General features: G+C 70.6%; 9 protein-coding genes. 1 reads left to right on the forward strand and 8 read right to left on the reverse strand.

The window, feature by feature from the left end; genetic code table 11:
- Positions 1–161: 161 nt before the first annotated feature.
- The 5 genes from ACZ5GT_RS10140 to ACZ5GT_RS10160 all read right to left on the reverse strand — a co-directional run bounded on the left by ACZ5GT_RS10140 (position 162) and on the right by ACZ5GT_RS10160 (position 7,956).
- On the reverse strand, positions 162–1,583 hold the full coding sequence (locus ACZ5GT_RS10140) for a S28 family serine protease (RefSeq protein WP_469018234.1): 1,422 nt from the start codon (positions 1,581–1,583) through the stop codon (positions 162–164).
- A 98-nt stretch (positions 1,584–1,681) separates the two neighbouring features.
- Positions 1,682–2,071 carry a hypothetical protein gene (locus ACZ5GT_RS10145; RefSeq protein ID WP_469018239.1) on the reverse strand — a complete coding sequence of 130 codons (390 nt, stop codon included), beginning with the start codon at positions 2,069–2,071 and terminating at the stop codon, positions 1,682–1,684.
- A 131-nt stretch (positions 2,072–2,202) separates the two neighbouring features.
- On the reverse strand, positions 2,203–5,922 hold the full coding sequence (locus ACZ5GT_RS10150) for an ABC transporter ATP-binding protein (protein WP_469018242.1): 3,720 nt from the start codon (positions 5,920–5,922) through the stop codon (positions 2,203–2,205).
- A 96-nt stretch (positions 5,923–6,018) separates the two neighbouring features.
- A complete protein-coding gene (locus ACZ5GT_RS10155; protein WP_469018246.1) occupies positions 6,019–7,053 on the reverse strand; it encodes an esterase-like activity of phytase family protein in 1,035 nt (344 codons plus the stop codon).
- Positions 7,054–7,101: 48 nt separating this feature from the next.
- Positions 7,102–7,956, reverse strand: coding sequence for a serine hydrolase (locus ACZ5GT_RS10160; RefSeq protein ID WP_469018250.1), 855 nt, complete (start codon positions 7,954–7,956; stop codon positions 7,102–7,104).
- Positions 7,957–8,351: 395 nt separating this feature from the next.
- On the opposite strand from ACZ5GT_RS10160, the gene ACZ5GT_RS10165 reads away from it, so the two are divergent.
- The gene (locus ACZ5GT_RS10165; RefSeq protein WP_360756802.1) at positions 8,352–9,155 is read left to right on the forward strand and encodes an endonuclease I family protein; all 804 of its coding nucleotides are present in this window, start codon (positions 8,352–8,354) and stop codon (positions 9,153–9,155) included.
- A gap of 483 nt (positions 9,156–9,638) precedes the next feature.
- Here ACZ5GT_RS10165 and ACZ5GT_RS10170 read toward each other — a convergent pair whose 3' ends face one another.
- From ACZ5GT_RS10170 to ACZ5GT_RS10180, 3 genes are read right to left on the reverse strand one after another with little or no spacing between them, the layout of a single operon-like run.
- A complete protein-coding gene (locus tag ACZ5GT_RS10170; protein ID WP_469018254.1) occupies positions 9,639–9,959 on the reverse strand; it encodes a hypothetical protein in 321 nt (106 codons plus the stop codon).
- A gap of 17 nt (positions 9,960–9,976) precedes the next feature.
- Complete coding sequence (locus tag ACZ5GT_RS10175; RefSeq protein ID WP_469018257.1) at positions 9,977–10,456, reverse strand: hypothetical protein; 480 nt, start codon at positions 10,454–10,456, stop codon at positions 9,977–9,979.
- Between the two features lie 49 nt (positions 10,457–10,505).
- Positions 10,506–17,345, reverse strand: coding sequence for a polymorphic toxin-type HINT domain-containing protein (locus ACZ5GT_RS10180; protein ID WP_469018260.1), 6,840 nt, complete (start codon positions 17,343–17,345; stop codon positions 10,506–10,508).
- Between the last annotated feature and the right edge of the window lie 36 nt (positions 17,346–17,381).

Genomic DNA, 17,381 nt, shown 5'->3' on the forward strand with positions numbered 1-17,381 from the left:
ACACAGAACGGCACCCCCCGCCACCCCCCTCTCCTTTCGTTCGCCTCCGGCGGTCCCCCTCCTTTCTTCCCCCCCCCCCCCCCCCTCCCCCCCCCCCCCCCCCCCCCCCCCCCCAGCCCACGGGTCACGGACGCGGACGCGTCACGGACACGGCCGGCGCGTCACGGGCGCAGCGCGGGCTCGCGCTCCACGTCACGGACGTCCAGCTTCCGGTCGTACGCCGCCAGCGGCTTCGCGCGGGCCACCGTGGCGTCGGACAGGCCGGCCCACTCCAGGATCCGGGCCGTGGCGAGCGTCTTCTGGTCGGGGACCAGGCCCGCGACGTTCGCGCCGTGGTTCAGGCCGGGCGCGGTGAAGACGTAGGAGTCGTGCGCGCCCTTGCCCAGCCGGAACCGCTCGGCGCCCCACGGGTCGTTCTGCCCGTAGACGAAGAGCATGTGGTCGGCGTTGTGGCGCACCCAGGTGTCCACATCCCGCATCGCCCACGGCTGGAACTTCATCGGGATGTCCCGCGGCACGAAGTTCCGCGGCGGCTGGTAGCCGTAGCGGATGTACTGCTTCTCGATGTGCGGGAAGTGGATCGTCGGCGCGCCGAGCTGGGTGCCGGCCTGGTAGTAGTACGGCGTGTACGGCGTCAGGCCCTGGTCGGTGTAGGCGGAGAACCCGGAGATCGTGTCGACGGAGTCCCAGATCGCGTCGTCGGTCGCCGACTTGGCGTCCGCCGGGATGGTGTCGCAGTCCGACAGCAGGCTGTACTGCCAGAAGCCCCACACGTAGTCCAGGACGACCGCCTCGTAGGCCCGGTCCAGGCTGCCGATGACGTCGAAGGTGTAGCCGTTGTCGGCGGCGTAGGCCGCGTACTTCTGCTCCAGCGGCTCCCGGCGCACCAGCGCCTCGCGCTGCACGGCGTTCAGCCGGTCCCGGCACTCCTTGGTGCCGACGGTGGCGAAGAAGCGGTCGTAGGCGGAGTCCTCGTCGTTGACGACGTCGTTGGGGGCGACGTACGCGACGACGCCGTCCATGTCCCTGGGGTAGAAGCGCTCGTAGTAGGTGGCGGTCATGCCGCCCTTGGAGCCGCCGGTGGAGATCCAGTTGTGGGTGTAGATCTTCTTCAGCGCCTTGAAGATGCGGTGCTGGTCGCTGGCGGCCTGCCAGATGTCCAGGTCGCTCCAGTCGGCCGGGTCGGGCCGGGACGGGGTGAAGAAGCGGTACTCCATGGAGACCTGGTTGCCGTCCACGATCTGGGTGGGTTCGCGGCGACCGGGGTTGGTGGAGACGTTGTAGCCGCCGGTGTAGAAGACCGTCGGCCGGCTGACGTCCTTGTGCAGCACGGTGATCCGCTGCTGGAACGTGCCCTTGGACGGGTGGCGGTGGTCCACCGGCTGGGTGTAGTTCAGGACGAAGAAGCGGTAGCCGGTGTAGGGCTTCTCCTGGATCAGGCTCATCCCCGGTATGGAGAGCAGCTGTTCCTTGATGTCCGTGGTGCCGGTGGCGTCCGGCTCGGCGGCGGTGGCCGCCGTGGCCGTGCTGAGCGTTCCGATGAACACGGTGAACGCCAGCAGCCATCTGAGCGCCTTGCGCATGCACCCTCCCCTGTGATTACAGATGTCGCCGGAAGCTAGCAACGCAACCGGCGCACGCACCAGGGGAGTTCAGGAACTCCTTGTAATAAACCTATGGTTCAGCAAAGAATCCAGCCGGAACTCACCGAACCGCCGCCCACCGAGCCCTTGATGCGCACGCACCGGTGCCCGGCGTGCACCGTCACCGGGCCGGCGTGGTGGGAGTACTGGCCCTTGTCGACGACGGGACGGTTGCCGCGCGCCTGCACGCTGACCGACATGGACCGCTTGGAGGTGCCGGGGTGTTCGGGGAAGGTGACGGCGCAGACGTAGCCGTCGCGCTTGTAGACGCGCACCACGCCGGTGGAGAACGGCAGTTCCCTGACCTTGCGGCCCGCGCAGTAGTCGGCGGCCTGCGCCTCGCCGGGCGCGGCGACGGCGAGCAGCCCGGACGCGGTCAGCAGGACCGCGCCGAGCGCGAGCCGCCTGCGTATCGCACCACTGTCCACCTTCGCCCTCCCCCGTGCAGCCGTCGATGGGCCGTGCAGCCGTCAATGAGCGTACGGGTGTACGGACGCGCGGTGTACGGCGGATGGTTGCGCCCGCCGGACAGCCGCCCGGCGCCCCCGGAGCCCGGCCGTCAGCGGGCCGCGCCGACGGTCTCCTCGGTGTCCGGCTCCCCGGTGAACGTCCGCCACAGCTCGGCGTACCGCCCGCCCCGGGCGAGCAGTTCGTCGTGGGTGCCGTCTTCGGCGACCCGGCCGCGGTCCATGACCACGACCCGGTCCGCGCGGGCCGCCGTGGTCAGCCGGTGGGCGACCACGAGGGTGGTGCGGCGGCCGGCGAGACGGTCGGTCGCCTGGTTGACCTGTGCCTCGGTGGCCAGGTCGAGGGCGGCCGTCGCCTCGTCGAGGAGGAGGACGTCGGGGTCGACGAGTTCGGCGCGGGCGAGCGCGATCAGCTGGCGCTGGCCGGCGGACAGGTTGCGGCCGCGCTCGGCTACCTCGTGCAGGTAGCCGCCGTCCAGCGTGGCGATCATCTCGTGCGCGCCGACCGCGCGGGCCGCCGCCTCGACCTCGGCGTCGGTGGCGCCGGGACGGCCGTAGGCGATGGCGTCGCGGACGGTGCCCGGGAAGAGGTACGCCTCCTGCGGGACGACGCCCAGCCGGTGCCGGTACGACGTCAGGTCCAGCGACCGCAGGTCCGTGCCGTCGACGGTGACCCGGCCGGCCGTCGGGTCGTAGAACCGGGCGACCAGCTTCACCAGGGTGGACTTGCCGGCGCCGGTCTCGCCGACGAACGCGACGGTCTGCCCGGCGGGGATGCGCAGGTCGACGCCGCTGAGCGCCTCCTCGTCGGTGCCGTAGGCGAAGTGGACGTCCTCGAAGGCGATCTCGCCGCGCAGCGAGCGCACTTCGCGGGGGGCGTCGGCGGTCTTGGTGGAGGTCGGCTCCTGGAGGAGTTCCTGGATGCGGCCCAGCGAGACGGTGGCCTGCTGGTAGCCGTCGAAGACCTGGGAGAGCTGCTGGACCGGCGCGAAGAACAGGTCGATGTAGAGCAGGTAGGCGACCAGCGCGCCGGTGGTGAGCGTGGCGTCGTCGACCCGGCCGGCGCCCGCGATCAGCACGGCGGCCGCGGCGACGGACGACAGGAACTGCACGAAGGGGAAGTACACCGAGATCAGCCACTGGCCGCGGATACGGGCCCGGCGGTAGCTGTCGCTGCGCTCGGCGAACCGCCGCCCGCCGTCCTTCTCGCGCCGGAACGCCTGCACGATCCTGAGGCCGGACACCGACTCCTGGAGGTCGGCGTTGACCGCGGACACGCGCTCGCGGGCGAGTTCGTACGCCTTCACGCTCGCCCGGCGGAAGAAGAACGTGGCGACGAACAGCGGCGGCAGCGTCGCGAACACGACCAGCGCGAGCTGCACGTCGAGCACCAGCAGGGCGGCCATGATGCCGAAGAAGGTGACGACCGAGACGAACGCGGTGACCAGGCCCGTCTGCAGGAACGTCGACAGCGCGTCGACGTCGGTCGTCATCCGGGTCATGATGCGGCCGGTCAGCTCCCGATCGTAGTAGTCGAGCCCGAGCCGCTGGAGCTGCGCGAAGATCTTCAGCCGCAGCGAGTACAGGACCCGCTCGCCGGTGCGTCCGGTCATCCGGGTCTCCCCGACCTGCGCCGCCCACTGCACGACGACGGTGCCCAGGCCGAGCAGGGCCGCCGTCCAGACCGCGCCGATGGCCATCGCCGTGACGCCCTGGTCGATGCCGTGCCGGATCAGCACCGGCAGCAGCAGCCCCGCGCCGGCGTCGACGGCGACCAGGCCCAGGCTGACCAGCAGCGGCAGCCCGAAGCCGCGCAGCAGCCTGCGCAGCCCGTAAGACTCCTCCGGCAGCACCGCCCGCGCCTCGTCGACGTCGGGGGTGTCGGTCGCCGGGGGCAGCGCCTCGACCTGCGCGAGCAGTTCGGGCGTGGCCGGCGTCCCGGCCAGCGCCGCGTCCTTGGGCTCCCGGTCGCCGGTCCACAGCCGCGGCGTCACCCCGCGTTCGGCGTCGAACTCGGCGTCCAGCTCGTCCCTGACCGAGGTGTCCTCCGCGGGCGCGGCGGCCTGGGCGTGGCCGGGCGAGACGCCGCCCAGCTCGTCGGGGTCGGTGAGCAGGCGGCGGTAGAGCGCCGAACGCTCCTGGAGCTCCTCGTGGGTGCCGATGTCGGCGAGCCGGCCGCCGTCGAGGACGGCGATGCGGTCGGCGAGGTTCAGGGTGGAGCGGCGGTGGGCGATCAGCAGGGTCGTACGGCCCTCCATGACGTGCCGGAGCGCCTCGTGGATCTCGTGCTCGACGCGGGCGTCCACGGCGGAGGTGGCGTCGTCCAGGACGAGCAGGCGCGGGTCGGTGAGGATCGCGCGGGCCAGGGCGACGCGCTGGCGCTGGCCGCCGGAGAGGGTCAGGCCGTGCTCGCCGACCTTGGTGGCGTAGCCGTCGGGCAGCTCGCGGATGAAGCGGTCGGCCTGGGCGGCGCGGGCGGCGGCCTCGATCTGCTCGTCGGTGGCGTCCGGGCGGCCGTAGGCGATGTTGTCGCGCACGGTCTCGGAGAACAGGAAGGAGTCCTCGGGCACCAGGCCGATCGCGGCCCGCAGCGAGTCGAGGGTGAGTTCGCGGACGTCGTGGCCGCCGACCAGGACGGCGCCGTGGGTGACATCGTAGAAGCGCGGCAGCAGCAGGGAGACGGTCGACTTGCCGGAGCCGGAGGAGCCGACCACGGCGAGGGTCTCCCCGGCGCGGATCTCGAAGCTGAGCCCATCGAGGACGGGGCGCTGCCGGTCGTAGCCGAAGGACACGTCGTCGAACTCGACGGTCGCCGGCGCGTCGGCGGGCAGCTCCCTGGTGCCGTCGGTGAGCGACGGCTCGGTGTCGATCAGCTCCAGGACGCGCTCGGTGCCCGCGCGGGCCTGCTGCCCGACGGTGAGGACCATGGCGAGCATGCGGACCGGGCCGACCAGCTGGGCGAGGTAGGTGGAGAAGGCGACGAAGGTGCCGAGCGTGATGTGCCCGCGCACGGCCAGCCAGCCGCCGAGCGCCAGCATGGCGACCTGGCCGAGGGCGGGCACCGCCTGCAGGGCGGGGGTGTAGGTGGCGTTCAGCCGGATGGTGCGCAGCCGCCCGGCGAACAGCCGCCGCCCGACCTCCCGCAGCTTGCCGGTCTCCTGCTCCTCCTGCCCGAACCCCTTCACCACGCGTACGCCGCTGACGGCGCCGTCCACGACGCCCGCCACGGCGGCGGCCTGGGCCTGCGCGTACCAGGTGGCCGGGTGCAGCCGGGAGCGGCTGCGCCGGGCGATCCACCAGAGCGCGGGCGCCACGGCGAGCGCGATCAGCGTCAGCGGCGGCGACAGCCACGCCATGATCACCAGGGAGATCAGGAACAGCAGGACGTTCCCGATGGTCATCGGCAGCATGAACAGCAGGCCCTGGATCAGCTGCAGGTCGCTGGTGGCGCGGCCGACGACCTGCCCGGTCGACAGCTCGTCCTGGCGGCGGCCGTCGAGCCGGGTGATCGTGTCGAACATCGCCGTCCGCAGGTCGTGCTGGACGTCGAGGGCGAGACGGCCGCCGTAGTAGCGGCGGACGTAGGTCGCGGCGTACACGAGCAGGGCCGCGCCGATCAGGGCGCCCGCCCAGGGGGCCATCCGCCGGCTGTGGCCGCCGATCACGTCGTCGATGATCACCTTGGTGATCAGCGGCACCGTCGCCATCACCGCCATGCCGGCGAGCGAGGAGCCGAGGGCCAGGACGACGTCCTTCGGATACCGCCACGCGTACCCGGCCAGTCGCCGTGCCCATCCCCGTTGCTCACTCACGCGGGTGCCCTCCGTTCGACCTGGTCTGCCGGAAGGCACCAACGCCAGAGGAAGCGGATTTCATCCCTCCGCAACAATCGGGCTCGCGGGCCGGGGTCAGATCCGGACGCGCAGGAAGTAGAACCTGGTGGTCTGGACCGCGTTCTGGTTGTCGTCGCTGACCAGGAGCACCTTGAGGCGTCCCTTCGCGCGACCGGTGACCGTCATGCCCTCGATGTTGTCCAGCAGCGGGTTCGGCTGGGGCTGCTTGGCGGTGGCGCCCAGGGACGGACAGTCCGCGAGGTCGGCGAGGAGGGTCTTGCCGACCGGGCGCACGCCGTCGCCGCCCTGGCCGGTCAGGTGCTCGACACCGCTGGTGTCCGTGGCGCGGCGAGGGTCGGCCAGGTAGAGGCGGACGGTGTTGCCGACGCCAGAGGTGAAGCCGCGTTCCAGGACCAGCAGGCGGCCGTCGGGGACGGCCTGCACCTCGGGCACGCCGAGCCCGGCGTCGACGGGGTAGGCGTACTGGGCACCGAGCACGAAGTGCCCGTCCCCGGTCCGCCGCCAGGTCTGGAAGCGGACGAGTCCGGAGCTGTCGCCGCTCAGCGCGTACTCCATGGACGCCAGCAGCGTGCGGCCGCCGGGCAGCAGGGTCAGCCCCTCGAACGTGCCGTTGCGGACGGCACGGCCGGCCGGGGCGACGCGGAGGGCGTCCGGCACGGGCAGGCGGTCGAGGATCTCACCGTCGCGGGAGTAGCGGCGGACGGACGGCTCGGTCTCCGAGGTGATCAGCCGGGTGCCGTCCCGGTCGACGACCAGGCCCTCGCTGTCGAGCGCGTCACCGTTCTCGTCGGCGAGCGGGACGACGGCCTTCGGCTGGAGGGTCCGCGCGTCGAGGTCGAAGAGCGAGGAACGGTCGTTCAGGGCGGCGAGGGAGCCGTCCTTGTCCACGGCGAGCGCGGAGAAGTTGCCGACGAAGGTGCCCTGGTAGGTCGTCTTGTCGAGCGCGTCGGAGAAGCGGTCGAGGGAGACGGAGGGCGAGCAGGAGTCCCCGTGGACTGCGGGTCCTGAGGCGGCGGGTCCGGCGGCGGTCAGGCAGCCGGCCGCCGCCAGGGCCGCGGTGAGGGTCGCGAGTACGGTTCTCAGGCGCATGCACATCACCGTAGGGCGGGCCGGTGACGGGCGGGGGGCCGAAAGGCGTCAACTGGCGGCGAGATCCTTGTGGATGACCTTGGCGACGCCCTGGATGGTGGTGACGCCGTAGCTCATGGTGCTGTTGCCGTGCGTGAGCACCGTGATCATGTAGTCGTGGCCGCCGCCGTTGAAGGTGCCTACGCTGTGCACCCGCCAGCCGTGCGTGGAGCGCTGCAGCCAGCCGTTCTTGACGTGCACGGACACGGTGGACGGCGCGCCGTACGGGGTGCCCCAGCGCTGGGAGGAGATGACCTGGCCCATCAGCTTCAGGATGTAGGCCCGGGAGTTGTCGCTGAGGACCGTGTTCTTCGCGGTGAGGAGCTTCAGCAGCTTCTGCTCGTCGGTCACGGTGATCTGGGTCAGGCCCCAGTGGCCGTTCGGGTCCGGCTTGGTCTGGGTCATGCCGGCCGCGGCGAGGAAGCCCTTGATCTTCGTCAGGCCGAGCTGCTTCCACAGCGTGGTGGCCGCGGTGTTGTCCGACTTGGTGATCATGGCCTTGGCGAGGGACGCCTCGCGGTCGGTCAGGTAGCGGTTGTGCTTCTTCGCGTCCCACAGCAGCGTGGCCAGAATGGTCACCTTGACGACGCTGGCGGAGTCGTAGGCGTAGCTGGAGCGCAGGGTGCAGGTCGTGCCGGTGGAACGGTCGTAGAGGCCGACGGCGATGGTGCCCTTGCGGTTGGCGAGGGCGGCGGTGATGTCCTTCTGCAGCTTCGTGGCGAGTCCGGCTTTGGCGGACGTACAGCTGACGGTGGGTGTGGTGGCAGCGGCGGCGGGGGTCGCCGCGACGGTCGCCGGTATGAGCACCGCGGCGCCGAGCGCGGCGGTGAGCACGCCGGCTCGTCTGGAGTTGAGGTGAGTCATGCCCAGTTGACTCACGAGGCCGCGCCGATGGTTGTGCGCGGACCCCGATCAGCATTCGGGGTCGGGGGCGGGATCGAGGGCAGGATCGGGGCCGCCGCTGTCGCGGAGACGTGCGCCCCGGCTTCCGGCGATCCGCAGTACGTCGGTCAGCGCGGCGCGCGTCTCGGCCGACAGATACCGGAGTTGAACGGATGTCACTCGGTCGCCCGCCGGCATGTCGGCCGCGTGGCCGAGCAGTTCGCCTGGGCCGTTTCGCTGGGCCGACTCGCGTGGGTCGGGGTGGATTGCCGGTTCCGGTCATGTGATTGACATGTCTGATTCATTTACAGGCTCGCGTGTCCATGTCACGCTCCCTCTGCCGCCTTCATTCAACCCGCGTAGATGGGACCCCACACATGCCGGCGACACGCATACGCCGCTGGAAGTCGGTGGCGCTGGCCACCGCCACCGTCCTGGTGGGCCTCAGCGCCCCGGCCCTGACGGCCACCCCGGCCGCCGCCACGACCACCGCGTACGACTCGACGTACTACAAGAACGCGGTCGGCAAGACGGGCACCAGCCTGAAGTCCTCGCTGCACACCATCATCAGCAGCCAGACCAAGCTGTCGTACTCGGCGCTCTGGGAAGCCCTGAAGAACACCGACCAGGACCCGAACAACAGCAGCAACGTGATCCTGCTGTACTCGGGCATCTCCCGCAGCAAGTCCCTCAACGGCGGGAACACCGGCGACTGGAACCGCGAGCACGTGTGGGCGATCTCGCACGGCAACCTGACCACCTCCACCGGTCCGGGCACCGACCTGCACCACATCCGCCCCGAGGACGTGGCCGTCAACTCCAAGCGCGGCAACCTGGACTTCGACGAGGGCGGCAGCACCTTCACCAACTCCGGCGGCAGCAAGGCCGACTCGGACTCCTTCGAGCCGCGTGACGCCGTCAAGGGCGACGTGGCCCGCATGATCCTGTACATGGCCGTCCGCTACGAGGGCGACGACGGCTTCGCCGACCTGGAGCCCGACGACAAGGTCGGCAACGGCTCAACCCCGTACATCGGCAAGCTCTCGGTGCTGAAGACCTGGAACGACGAGGACCCGCCGGACGCCTTCGAGGAGCGCCGCAACCAGGTCATCTACGACACCTACCAGCACAACCGCAACCCGTTCATCGACCACCCGGAGTGGGTGGACGCGATCTGGTAGACGGCCGGCCGCCCAGGGTGCCGGGGCCGTGAGCGCCCCCGGCACCCTGCGAAGAACGACCGAGAACGGTCGCCGGAGCAACCCGAGCCGCCACCGCGCCGACGGCCCTCACCCGGGCGGTGAACCGTCCCTGCCGGCACCTGGGCTCGTATCCGGCCCGTCGGCGGGTCCGAAGCGGACATGCGCTGCCTCAGCCGCTCGATCTGTTGAGCGGGCGGTTTGCGGACGGAGAGGGCCGCTGCCATCCGGGTGCGCGCCACATGCCGGTCGAGACCGAAAGCGGCCTCGACCACCACGCCGAGATTCCGCTCCGGCGGGATGTCCGAAAGGATCACGAGCAGCGGGTCGCAGTCGGCGTTGTCCTGCGTCATCGCGTCACTCCCCTCGACGACCTGCTGCTCCGTACTCGACGCCGGTCCTCGACCGTGCCGTGGCCCCAGGCCCTTCCCCCGGCTGCGGGAAGGGCCTCGCTCCTCGTCGGTCCTACTCGAGACACACGATGTCCCCGGGCAGCGCGTAGCGGTGGCCGCCGGTCAGCACGTCGTGCTCGAAGACCAGGACGTACTCCCGGTCCTCGTCCAGCCCGCACCTCTCGCACGGCTCCTGGTAGCCGAGGCCCTCCACCTGCTCCTGGCCGGAGTTTTCCTTGTCATTGCCTCCCCACCTCATGCGCTCGCCGATGCGGTAGGTGTCCAGTTCGGCGTTTCCGAAGTGGAACTGAAGCGTCATGGGCTCCTCGTCGCCGCACCGCGGACACAGGTGCAGCCGCGGCACGACGGCCAGGTTGTACGAGCCCACGATCATCCCTCCGCCCCCTTCGGTCAGTCTCCCCTCACCAGCCCCAACCGGTCCGCATCGTCGTAGCGTCGGCACATCTCCTCGACCCGGGCCTCGACGAAGGTGAGCGCGTCGTCGAGGCCGAGGCCTTCGGCGTGCCGCCGGTACGGGAGGTGGACCCCGGCCGGCCACTCGCCCATGTCCCGCTCCAGGTCGAGCCGGACGTACGCCTCCACCGTGATCCCCGCCTCGGCGAAGGCGAGGACCACGGCGAGCCGGTACTCGTTCGGCTCCTGGTCCCGGGCCAGGTCCATCCAGGTGATGGCGTGGTGGAGCGTGATCCGCGGCGTGCCGTCCACGACGTCGAGCAGCACCTGCGGAACGAGCGACGTCTCGTCCTCACCGCCGGAGTTGCTGCCGAAGTCGTGTTCCAGGTAGCGGCCGAGCATGAACTCGGCGAGCCTCTTCTGGAACCGGTCCAACGACAACAGGAGTCCGGCGAACTGCTGCTCTGCAGACGTCACTACGACACTCTCCAACGGTGACAGGGGTCAGAACGGGAAGGCGCGAGGGTCACGACGCCTTGAGAGTGAACAACACCCACGCCCCCTTGTGTCCACCCGTCCCCTTGTTGATCTTCATGACCACCAGGGTGAGCCTGGTCGCGTCACGGACGCCGGCGGAGTCCGCCACCCTGCCGATCGCGGTTCCGCCGAAGTCGTGGGTGAACTCCCTCCGCGCGCTCACGGGGGTGGACTGCTTGCGGATCCATTCGTTGATCTTGCTCAAGTTGGCCTGCACCGCCGTGTCGATGTTGGCCTGGGCCGTGCCGGCGTTCAGGGTCGAGGCGGTGCCGCGGGCGGCGGGGTCGTTCGCCGCGCGGTCTCGGATCGCCTGATCGGACTGCCCGACATGGTTCTTCGGATGCGCGCCCTGGACCCCGTGGTCCCTGTCCAGGTTCCCGCAGTTGTGCACCAGGACGGGGACCCTGCCCGCCTCGACGAGGTAGGTGTGGATGTCGGCGACCGTCAGGTTGTGCACCGTCGCGGTGCGGACCGTCTTCCTGACCGCGACGACCTCGAGCCGTACACCCTTGTCGTTGGTGAGCGACTGGCCGGGCCTCAGGTCCTTGGCGTCCACCCACCGGTGCAGGTCCGGCACCCAGAACGGGTGTCCGTCCGTCGCGGTCACCGTGGCGGTGGCGTCGCCGTGGTCGCCGTCGGTGTCGACGGTGACCTCCACCAGGTTCTTGACGCCGTGACCGGTGATGGCGGCAGTGACGGGCTTGGCCTCGGTGGCACCGGACTCGGGGTCCGTCGCGCGCACCTCGTCGCCGGGCTCGATGTCCTCGATCGGCTTCTCGGTGCCGTCCGCCATGACAACGGTCGTGCCGGGGGCGAAGCTGTTGCCCACCTGGCAGGAGGAACCCTCCGGGGCGTCGGGCTCGGCGTCCTTGCCTCCGGTGTTGCCCTTCTCGCCCGCGCCGTCTCCCTTCTTGCCGCCGGAATCGCCCTTCTTGACCTCGGGCGCGTCCTTGGCCTTGGCCGGCGGGGCCGGTTCGGGCTTCGGCTTGGGCTTCGGAGTGCTCGGCGGAGTGACGTCGTCGGCGACCTTCTTGGCGTCCTTGACCTTGTCGGCCGCCTTGGCCGCGTCGGTCGCGGTGTCGACCGCGTCCACGGCCTTGTTGACGTACCGGGCGCCCTTGGCAGCGGACGCCCCGTAGCCGGCGATCGGAATGGCCGAGGCATAGGACAGGCCCGCGTCGATGTAGTTGCCCTCGGCCGTGTACCACAGACCGTTGAGCAGGTCGGCGGGCTCCCCGAAGCCGGGGACCAGGCCGGCGACGTCGAGGACGCCGTGGCCGATGGGGCTGATCCAGGACTCGCCCCAGTACAGGCCGGTCGGGTCCGGGAAGAACAGCGGGTTGTTGCGGCCGTACGCGTAGGCGTTGAGGTGCTGCGGATCGTCGAAGTCCAGCACCGGGTCGGCCGAGACGAAGCGGCCGGCGGCCGGGTCGTACTCGCGCGCACCGAGGTGGATCAGACCGGTCGCGTCGGCGGTTCCGCCCACGAACGCCTTGTCACCCGGCCAGGCCCCCGTCGCGGGCCTCGCACCGCGCACCTCTCCGAACGGCAGGGTGCGGCGCTGGACGATCGCCGAGTCCGCCGCCTTGATCGCGATCTCGGCCGTGCCGTTCTGGCCGCCGGTCAGCCAGGTCACCCCGGCCGCCGTGCGCACCGCGATCTGCCGGCCGCCGTGCGTGTAGTAACGGGTGCCGGTGAGGGTGTCCTTGGCCGTGTCGAGGCGGATCTCCTGGTCGCCGAGGTAGAGCGTGACGGCGCCCTTCTCCTTGCGCAGCAGGCGGTTGCCGTCCGCGTCGTAGACGAAAGCGGTCTTCCGGGCCTCGTCCGGGTTGCCGGCGGTGTACGGGGTGACGGCGGACAGGTGGCCCTCGTCGTCCCAGTCCAGTCTCTGGTCCAGGGCCGGGGCGAGGTCGGTCGCCGCCTCGGTCCGGCGGACGGTGTTGCCCGCCTCGTCGTAGGCGAAGGTCTGCGCGGCTGTGACCTCCTTGGCGGACGTCACCGTGCGCACTTCGGCGGACTGCGTCGCATGGGCGTGGACGCCGCCCTCGGTGTCCGTGCCGCCCGGCTTGTAGGACGTCGTCTGGGTGATGGCGGCCGTGCCCGTGGTGCCGGTGGCGTGGCGGGTCTCACCGGTGCGGTTGCCCGCGGCGTCATAGGCGTACGAGTGCCAGTACGGGGCCGGGCCGCCGATCGCCGCCTCGCCCGCGGACGCGGCGCAGTCGGCGGGCGTCTGCGTCCATGCCTCGGTCAGCCGGCGCAGGTAGTCGTACGTGAAGCACTGGACGTCGGCCGGCTTCCCTTCCGGCGTGTCCGCGATCTTCTTGATGTTGCCGGCCGCGTCGTACCCGTAGGTGATGTCCGAGTCCGGGGTCTTGACGATCTCCCGGTCGATGCGGGCGCGCTCCAGGCGGCGGGTGCCCTCCTCGTAGGTGTTGGTGAGCCACGTGTACTTGTCGGAGCTGGCGGTGCCCAGGGTGAGCTGGAGGATCTCGCCGTAGTTGGAGTAGCGGGTCTCGCGGGCGTAGTCGGTCGTGTCGCCCAGGGTGAAGGACGGCAGGCCGGTGGCCGTGTAGCCGGTGGTGACGGTCTCCGCCGGGAGGTCACCGGCGGCGGGCAGGCCGACCTCGCTCGGCGAGCCGTCCGGCTTGTACGAGGCGGTGACGGTGTAGGTGCCGCCCAGCTTGCCCTCGGACTTCGGAATGGTGATCGAGGACTTGGTGGGCCGTCCCGCCACGTCGTAGGAATCTACGGACGTGGTGTAGGCGTCGGTGCCGATCCACCGGGTGGCCGAGGCGAGGCGCCCCTTGCCGTTGGGGACGGTCGCACTGTCGTACTCCCAGCTCGCCAGCTTCGTGGCACCGTTGTACAGCGAGCGCTGACGACCGAGCTTGTCGTAGCTGTAGGTGAGGGTGGTGCCGCGGGCGTCGGTGGTGGTCCTGACCTGGTCGAGGTCGTTGTACGTCATGTGCGTGGTCCCGGTGTCCGGGTCCTCGGCCAGCGTCGGGCGTCCCCGCACGTCGTATTCGTACGACCAGACGTTGCCCGCCTCGTCCTCGACCTTCTTCAGCCGGTCCGCCCGGTCGTAGGCGTACGTGGTGGTTTCGGCGTCACCGGTGGGGGAGGAGCCCTTGAACTGCAGCAGTCTGGTCTTCAGTCCCTGGGCATTGGAGTAGGTCGCGGTCGGCGTCTCACCGGCCGGCGGATCAACGGTGACGTGGTCGCCGTGGTACGAGGCCTTCGTCCGCCACTTCTCGGCGCCGGCCACCCGGAAGATCTCGTCCGTCGGCCGGCCTGCCCCGTCGTACACGGTCTCCGTCTCCCGGGGCGTTCCCTCGGAGGCGTCCGCCACTCCCACGAACGTCGTGCTGACGGCGGCGGAGTTGTAGAACGGGCCGATCTCCTTGATCGCCAACCCGCGTGAGTCGTACTCGGTCGTGGTCACCACCCGACCCGAGTTCGCCGCCGGCGTCTGCGTCTGGCGAGGACGCAGCAGGCCGTCGCTGAGCTGATGGCTGGTGGCCACCGAGCCGTTCGGCAGCAGGGACTTGGTCGTGGTGACGACCGGGCCGTTGTTGCGGACCAGGTAGGCGTACTCCAGGCTCGGCGTGTCCGTGGACTTGGCGCGGCCCGGGAGCCAGACCTTCAGCAGGCGGCCGAGGGCGTCGTACGCCAGGTCGGTGCGCTGCTTGTTGGCGTCGACCGTGGCGGTGACCAGGCCCCAGCGGGGGTCCACCGTGGAGGTCGTCGAGTTCCCCATGGGGTCGGTGACCTTCATGCCCGTCACCGGGCCGCCGGTGGTCGGGGTGTACGTCGTCTTCGTCGCGTTGCCCTGCTGGTCGGCGGACTCCACGACGCGGCCGTGCGTGTCGTACTTGGCGGTCGAGGTGGTGACGTACTGCGGGGTGCCGTCGGCCGCGTAGCCCTTGACCTTCTCGCTGCGGACCACGTCGCCCTTGGTGGGTGTGGTGCCGTAGGTGTCGGGGTCGTCGTACCAGGTGCGGACGTCGCTGATCGCCTCGCCCTGGTAGGACGGCGGGCCGTCGTCGCACCCGACCGGCACCACCGTCACCCGCTTCAGCAGCGTCAGCAGGTTGGCGCCGGTGTTGCGGTTGTACGTGTTCGTCGTGCAGGTGTCGTCGTCGGGGTCGGCCAGGTCGCCGGAGTCGGAGGAGCGCTCCAGCATGCCGTGCGCGTCGTAGAAGTGCTCGATCGCGGCCCGGCGGACCTTGCCGTCGTCCAGGGCGGTGCGGGTCTTCGTCGACTTGACCGCCGCGTACGTCGCCTCGTCCGCGCCCTCCGTCGCCGTCGGGGCCGACTTCCAGGGCGTGCTGACCGTGCCGCTGATCTCCTCGGCGCCGTCGAAGGTTCGCTGCTCCAGCTGGAAGCCCTGGTGGCGGGCGTCGTCGCGGACCTTGGTGCCGTCGGAGGCCGTGACCGAGACCGACCTGGTGCCGCCGGACTCCTTCTCGCGGTCGCCGTCCATGCCCTGGAGGTAGGTGGTCTCGGTGCGCAACTGCTTGCCGGCCGCGTCACCGGTCTTCACGGTCACCTTGCGGAAGCCGCGCCACTGGTTCCAGGTCTTCTTCTTGGTCTTGACGAGCTCGCTGTCGTCGAAGGCCCAGGCGGCGCCCGAGTAGTCGTAGGAGGTGACCTTGTTGGGGCCGGTGATCGTGACCTCGTCCTCGATCACCGTGTCGACGACGAACTTGTGGAACCAGTCCTCCTTCTCCCCGACCGTTCCTTCCTTCGACCAGAAGGACGGCATGCAGCGCTTGGTGTTCGTCTCCGGGGTGGGCAGGCTCGACGGGGTGCACTCGGCCGGCTTGTAGTTGACCGAGATCGTGCCGCCCGTCTCCGACTGGATCGCCCGGATGCGCCACTTGTACATCGGCAGGCGGTCATCGGCGCCGGTGTCCACGCGGTTGGCGTCCTGGCGCTCGTAGAAGGTGACCTTCGGGAGCTTGTTCGCGCCGTCCTTGCCGGAGTGGGTGACCGACTCCAGCCACAGGGACGGGGAGTGGGTGGTGTCGGCGCTCTGGTACTTGTGCGCCAGCTCCCACACGTCCACGTCCGTGTACGTCTTGCCGTCGGAGCCCAGGACCTGGGTGGTGACCTTCGACAGGCGCTTGCGGGTGAAGAAGGTCGGCGCCCACTGGTCCTTGCACTCGGTGTCCGAGGTGCAGATCTGCTCGAACGGCACGTCCGGCCAGCGGGTGGCGGTGGACTCCTTCAGGTCGCCGGGCTCGCAGTCGGCGTCGGCGCCGGTGCAGCGCTCGGCGGTGGTGAAGACGACCTGGGCGGGCGCGGCGGTGGAGTTCTCCTTGCCCTCCTGCTCGCCGTACTCGATGCGCTTGAGGTAGCCGCCGCGGTCGTAGGAGACGACCTTGTCGCCGCGGACGGTGTCGTACTTGTTGGTCTCGGTGCCGTAGTAGTACGTCATCGAGTTGCCGTGGACGTCGACGACGTAGTCCAGGTTCCAGCGCCAGGACTGCTGGCAGCGGGACTCCTTGAAGGTGTCCTTGTGGCAGGGATCGTCCTTGTCGTCGCCGAAGACCGGGACCTCCCAGGAGGCGCCGGTGTACTCGGTGTCGGCGGCCTCGCGCTTGCCCTTGCCGAAGTAGTAGCGGGTGCCGTCGGTCGTGGTGACCAGCCAGTACTCGCCGTTGTCGTCGGCGTTGTAGCCGCCGGTCCGCCGCTCGATCGTCGTGCCGTCGTCCTGCTTCAGACGCCACTCGTCCGCCGACTTCTTGACCAGCTCGCCCGCCCGGCCGCCGAAGTTCATGGTGGCGTTGTCGGAGTGCCAGCACAGGTCGTACTTCTGCGCACCGGCCTCGTCGTGGCCGTCGTCCGTGCAGGAGCGGTACGCCCGCTCGATGTACCCGCCGCTGAGGTCGAAGCCCTCGCCGACCCAGGAGGTCTGGTTGTTGCTGGTGGCCGTCCGGCCGTCCGTGGAGGCCGAGTTGTAGGCCAGACCCAGCTGCGGGGAGGGGCCGGCTACGGCGGGCGGGACCCGCAGCGGGTACTGCCAGGTGAACGCGCCGGTCTGCGCGGCGACCTGCCAGGAGGCCGAGGGCGCGAGGGAGGTCGCGGTGTAGGAGCCGGAACTGCCGGAGGGGGCCGCGGAGACCGCGAGCAGCGGGGCCTTGGCGCCCGCGACGGCGGTTACGTCGGCGGTGAGTCTCTGGGCGCGGACGTCGTTGTCCGTGGTGAGCGGGGTGACCGCCTGGCAGGCGGCCGCCTTCGGCGTGGTCAGCGCGCAGGCGGGCAACTGGACCAGCCGCAGTCGCTGCGCCCAGTCGCCGCCGTACGCCTGGGCGAAGGAGGCGTAGTCGACCTGAACGGCGACCTTGCCGGGCGTGGCGGTCCTGCGACCGTCCGCGCGCGTGACCTTCAGGAGCAGGCCGTCGATGCCGGCCTTGCGGGCGGCGGCGTGACCGAGGAGGTCGACCTTGGCGCGGGCCGACGCGGCGGCCTTCGCCGAGCGTGACGTGGGTGCGGCCAGGCGGACCGGCAGACCGCCCGCGCGGACGCCCGCGCGCCCGCCGGAGCCGTCCAGCACGACGGTGGCGCTGCCCGGCTTCGGCCAGGCCGCTTTCGGTGCCCTCGAAGTGCCGTACCCGGCAGTGTGCCTGAGCGGAGAGACCTGGCCGTCCTCCTCCACCACGGGGGTGGAGGGAACGTCCTGGGTCTTGGGGCGCCGCTGCTCCCGGGCGTCGTCGTCGCCGAGCGCGGGGACCGCCTGGAGCAGGGTCAGGGTCAGGGCCGCGGACATCGCCGCGGCCAGGTGTTTCGCCCATTTATGGGCGTGATGTCTCCGTGTTGAGCGCATGCGCGCTCCCCTCCCGTGTGATGTGGGGTGCCCGGG

This window comes from Streptomyces sp. NPDC031340 (genome assembly GCF_055569945.1).

What these genes read in the sequence shown, in the direction of transcription:
- ACZ5GT_RS10180 (WP_469018260.1), bottom strand. Translation starts at nt 17,345, where the DNA reads ATGCGCTCAACACGGAGACATCACGCCCATAAATGGGCGAAACACCTG.
- ACZ5GT_RS10160 (WP_469018250.1), bottom strand. Translation starts at nt 7,956, where the DNA reads ATGACTCACCTCAACTCCAGACGAGCCGGCGTGCTCACCGCCGCGCTC.
- ACZ5GT_RS10155 (WP_469018246.1), bottom strand. Translation starts at nt 7,053, where the DNA reads ATGCGCCTGAGAACCGTACTCGCGACCCTCACCGCGGCCCTGGCGGCG.
- ACZ5GT_RS10140 (WP_469018234.1), bottom strand. Translation starts at nt 1,583, where the DNA reads ATGCGCAAGGCGCTCAGATGGCTGCTGGCGTTCACCGTGTTCATCGGA.
- ACZ5GT_RS10170 (WP_469018254.1), bottom strand. Translation starts at nt 9,959, where the DNA reads ATGATCGTGGGCTCGTACAACCTGGCCGTCGTGCCGCGGCTGCACCTG.
- ACZ5GT_RS10165 (WP_360756802.1), top strand. Translation starts at nt 8,352, where the DNA reads ATGCCGGCGACACGCATACGCCGCTGGAAGTCGGTGGCGCTGGCCACC.